The sequence below is a fragment of the Mycobacterium sp. TH-M116 genome (assembly GCF_057473685.1).
Map to the genome: position 1 here is coordinate 1 of NZ_JBYCLC010000238.1, position 4852 is coordinate 4852.

Here is a 4852-nt window from a genome sequence, read left to right on the forward strand (position 1 = left end):
GGCCATCAACCGACAACCTCGCGGTGCGATAAATGTTCGTCAGTGCAGGCACCGACTTTCACTAGGCGTATCTCCAGTCACGGACGCGCCGGAGTGAAGTCGCACCAACTGGATAATTGCATAAAATTCGAGGTCAAATCGGCAATCCCGAGTACGGTCCGATGGAGCGCGTACTGGGGAGTCGGGCATGGGCCTGTCGCGGCGCCCGAAACCGAGTCGGCCAGTCGGCTCACACCGAGATGTGAGCTTTGCTCGGGTGTGAAATTTGCTTGGCCGGCGGCCCAACTTCTGGCCACCCCAACGGGAGAGCCAGCCACGACATGCGAAAGGCAGTGGAAAACACCGCTGATAGCTGTTGGACCTCGCAATCAGACCCAGCGCCGTGGGCAGCGCCGAATTGTTTGCTCGGGAACGACAGCGAGGCGGTTGCAATCGCGGCCTAAAAAGTTACCCGCGACCGCGTGACATTTGTACCTACTGCAGAGTAGGTTCTTTACTTACTGTGAAGTAAGAAGGAACGCCGTGAGGGAACCGGATGCGAGCCCATGCTCTCGGAAGAAGTGCGGTCCCCCCCGCCGCGCACACGTCCGTTCAGTCGCCGGCGAATCAGCCGACCCCATCCCCGAGGCCTCACCGACAACACTCGAACGCTGCTCGACCACTGCCGTAAGCCAGTTCTCGTGGTACGCGTGCGTCAATTTCGCTTATCCCCGAACCGAATAGCAAAAATGACAGCTACGGGAGCTTGAGGAGAGGATGGCTGCTGAACAGCATTTCGTGTCCGAGAATCGACGGTGGCCCGTGGTGGCGCGCAATCGGGAGAACGATGAACTGGGACGAGGATTTTGAAGTCGCCGTGGGCGAGGCAGCGCAGGATGCGGTTTGGGGAACGGAACATCCCCTCACCCACCACCTCGGAGAGGCGGACCCGCGCCGGGTGAAATATCTGCGTGAGTACCAACGGTCGGTCGGTAATCGAGTGCTTGCGGCTGTAGAGGCTCTCAGTCGCTCCGGCTACCAGAAATTGCGGTGAGCGTCCGCGCCCGGGGCAACCATCCGCCACCGAGCCGAGCCTCGGGTGCGGCAGATGACACATTCGCCGCCATTCTCCGGATCAGCAGCGGTAGTTTCATTCCTGCGCCGCCGTCGTGGCTCCGGCGGTCAGTGCGATACTGACGCCCGGCAGTAGCGGTTTTCCGCTACCACAAGATCCGTTGCAGGAGTGCGCGACCGGATGGACGAAGGAGAATCGGTGAAGACCATCCCGAAGTTGATGGTATTCGGTCTTGTCGAGTTTGCGGCGTTCGGATTGATCCTGTTTGTCCCGGCGGGCACGGTCCATTACTGGCAAGCGTGGGTTTTTCTCGTGGTGGTTGCCGTTTTGGCGTGGCTGCCCGCCCTCTACCTGCTACGCACGAACCCCGTCGCGCTCCAGGCGCGGATACGTGGGGGGCCGGCGGCGGAGACCCGGACGGCGCAGAAGGTCGTCATCGCCGGGTTGTATTTGTCGCTCGCGGCGATGGTCGTGGTCAGCGCGCTCGACCATCGCTTCGGCTGGTCGCGGGTACCGACAACAATCTGTTTGGTCGGGGATGTCGTGGTAGCCGTTGGGCTGAGCGTGATGGGCCTCGTCGTCGTTCAGAACAGCTATGCCGCCGCAACCGTCCGAGTGGAGGCCGGCCAGACAGTCGTCTCCACGGGTCTGTACGGGCTGGTGCGCCACCCCATGTACACCGGCAATGTGATCATGATGGTCGGCATCCCGCTTGCGCTCGGTTCCCTCTGGGGGCTCGTCTTCGTCGTTCCCGGACTGATCGTGCTCGCCTCGCGCATCGGCGACGAGGAGAAGCTGCTCCAGAACGAGCTGGAGGGATACCGCGAGTACACCCGGAAAGTGCGTTACCGGCTGGTACCCCGGGTGTGGTAGCGGCCGCGAGCAGCAGCCGAGGCCCCTGAACTCCTGCTGCGCCCCAGACGGACCGCCGGCGCAGCCTCAGAGATCGCTGGCAGGTCTCGCCGCGGGAACTTCTTCCAATGATCCGGCGAGTGCCGCCGACCGCTGACTCAGGCTCCGGACGGACGGCGCGTCGAACAAAGTCCGCACCGCGAGGTCGATACCCAGAGCTGCGTTGATCGCGGCGATCACCCGCATCCCGGAAATCGAATCCCCGCCCAGCACGAAGAACGACTCGCCCATCGGCACGCGGTCCACCCCGAGCACCTGAGCGTAGATGTCCGCCAGGATCTGTTCGATCAGGGTGGCCGGAGCGTCGTCGTCGCCGCTGCGGCGATAGTCGGGCGCCGAAGCGGCGGTCGCCGCACCGTTCCCATTCGTCCGGGTGTGCATGCGCGCGTCTCGCGCGTCCCACGACAGCAACGGCCGCGTCGCATCGGCGGTCATGGCCACCAAGACCTGCTCGAATCGCTCGATCAATGCTTCGACGTCGGCGACGTCGAACATGTCCGCGCGGTATTGGACGTGAAGTTCCACTTGGCTGCCCGGCAGAGCTTGCACTGTCAGCGGGTAGTGGTAGTAGTCGCGGTTGGTGACCGCGGTGACCGCCAGCCCTTCGTTGCCCGACAACGCGGCGGCGTCGGTCGGATAGTTCTCGTAGACGAAGACGGTGTCGAAGAGCCGTTCGTGGCCGGTGGCGCGGTGAATCTCGCTGAGCCCGAGGTGCTGGTGATCGAAGGTGTGGTTGTGGGCGCTTTGCAGCTGATCGAGTAGGTCGGCGGCGGTGCTGTTCGGGGTGATGCTGACCCGCACCGGGACCGTGTTGATCAGTAGGCCCACCATCGACTCCGCGTCGGCCACCTCGGCGGGCCGCCCCGAGACCACGGCGCCGAAGGCGACGTCGCACTGACCGGTCAGCCAGGTCAGCAGCTGCGCCCAGGCGGCCTGCAGAACCGTGCTGACCGTGGTGTGGCGCGACCGCGCCAGCTCGCCGACGGCCCGGGTGATCGGCTCGGGCACCCGGAACGAGGCGCCGCCCCGCCGCCCCAGCCCGAACCGGTCCACCGGGTCGACGAGTGTGGGCGTGTCAAAACCGGCGAATACCTCACGCCACACCGCGCGGGCGGCGGCGCGATCCCGACCGGACAGCCAGGTGACAAACCTGCGGTAGGGGGCCGCCGTGGGCAACCACTGGCCGTAATAGCCGGCAAAAATCTCGCCCAGCAGGATCTGCAGCGACCACCCGTCCAGCACGATGTGGTGATTGGTCAACACGAACCGGTGCCGATCCGGCGCGGTGCGGATCAAAGCCACCCGAAACGCCGGCTGATTGGCCATGTCGTAGACCGCGGCACGTTCGGCGGCGCACACGTGCTGGATCTGCGCCTCGACGTCGGCACCGTCGGCGACGACGTGGCGCCAGGGCACGGCGGGATCGGACGGGATGATCTGCACCGGCTCGTCGTAGTGCGAACAGAACCGGGCCGCGAGGTGGGGATGCCGGTTGATCACCATGTGCACGGCCTCGCGCAGCCGGTGCTGATCGAGCCGGCCGCTCAACGTCACATCCAGCTGGACCGCGTAGACGTCATCGCCACCCTCCGCGGTGTTCGCATGAAACAGCAGACCCTGCTGCAGCGGGGTCAGCGGCAACACGTCGGCGATGCGGTACCGCCGCCCGAGTTCGTCGATCTGCTGCTGACTCAGGCGCGCGGGCACGATGTCCGACGGCGTCAACCCGCCGCCGCCGCCGTGCACGTGCGCACAGATGCCGGCCAGGGCCTCGAACCACAACCGGCTGAGCCGGCCGACCTGCGCCTCGTCCAGTGCCGAGCGCGCCCACGTCCAGCCGGCGCGTAACTGCGGGCCGGTGTCGGTGTCCACGGTGCCGGCGTTGAGCTCCACGGTGTGCATCAGTGGCATGGGGATCGCCGCGGCCACCCCGGCAACGGATCCGCCGTCCTGGCAGAGCCGCCACAGGTCACCTGAGGTGTCGGCCGCTGCGCCCATGCGGCCCAGATAGTTGAACCCGAACGGCGGATCGGACCCGGCCACGTCGACAGCGGAATTCAGATAGCGCAACACCCCGTAAGTCAGACCGTCGGGCATGGCCCGTAGCTGCTCTTTGGCGTCCTTGACCACCGCCCCGAGCGCCGCCTCACCGGCGCTCACCTGCGCCCAGTCCAGCGTGCCGACCGGCCCGTCAACGCTCAACGCCACCGGGTATTTCGTGGTGAACCACCCCACGGTGCGGGACAGGTCGACGTCTGCGGCGAGGTCTTCCTGACGTCCGTGCCCCTCCACGTCGATCCCGACCGGCCCACCGGTGCCCGCGAACTCGGCAACCGCCAGGGCGAAGGCGATCAACAGGATCTCGTGTATCCCGGCATGAAACGCGGCCGGCACCTCCCCGAGCAGCATGCGGGTGGTCTCGGCGTCCAGCTCCACCGACAGGTTCCCCGCGGTGGCAAACGTATCCACCTCGGGTCGGACCGCCGGAAGCGCCGCGGGTGTCGCGGCGATCTGCCGCCACACCTGAGAGTGCTCCACCACTTCCGGGCGGCATGCGTGCTCGGCCAGCAGCGACGCCCACCGCGCAAACGACGTCCCGCCCGCCGGCAACACCACCTGCTGGCCGGCGCAAAGCTGGGCCCACGCGAGGTTGAGGTCCGCCAACAGGATCCGCCACGACACCCCGTCGACGGCCAGATGGTGCACGATCAGCACCAACCGACCCGTGGCGGGCACCCACAGCCCGCTCAGCATCACCCCGCCCGCCGGGTCCAACCGCGACCGCGCCTCGATCACCGCCGCATCGGACAAGACGTCCACGGTCTGCAGGCAATCGCGGGCATCGACCGACCCGGGCTCGGGCACCGTCAACGACCAGGCGCCGGC

General features: G+C 66.4%; 3 protein-coding genes. 2 read left to right on the top strand and 1 reads right to left on the bottom strand.

Going from position 1 to position 4852, the window contains the following annotated elements; genetic code table 11:
- Window positions 1–826: 826 nt before the first annotated feature.
- Window positions 827–1033, top strand: coding sequence for a hypothetical protein (locus AC2VOK_RS11955; protein WP_428900653.1), 207 nt, complete (start codon window positions 827–829; stop codon window positions 1031–1033).
- Between the two features lie 219 nt (window positions 1034–1252).
- Window positions 1253–1927, top strand: coding sequence for a methyltransferase family protein (locus tag AC2VOK_RS11960; RefSeq protein WP_428900654.1), 675 nt, complete (start codon window positions 1253–1255; stop codon window positions 1925–1927).
- Between the two features lie 66 nt (window positions 1928–1993).
- Here the strand turns inward: AC2VOK_RS11960 and AC2VOK_RS11965 are convergent.
- Window positions 1994–4852 (bottom strand): condensation domain-containing protein (locus AC2VOK_RS11965; protein ID WP_428900655.1); only part of this gene is annotated, 2859 nt, incomplete at its 5' end.

Coding starts and splice junctions, on each gene's coding strand:
- AC2VOK_RS11955 (WP_428900653.1), top strand. CDS start 827: ATGAACTGGGACGAGGATTTTGAAGTCGCCGTGGGCGAGGCAGCGCAG.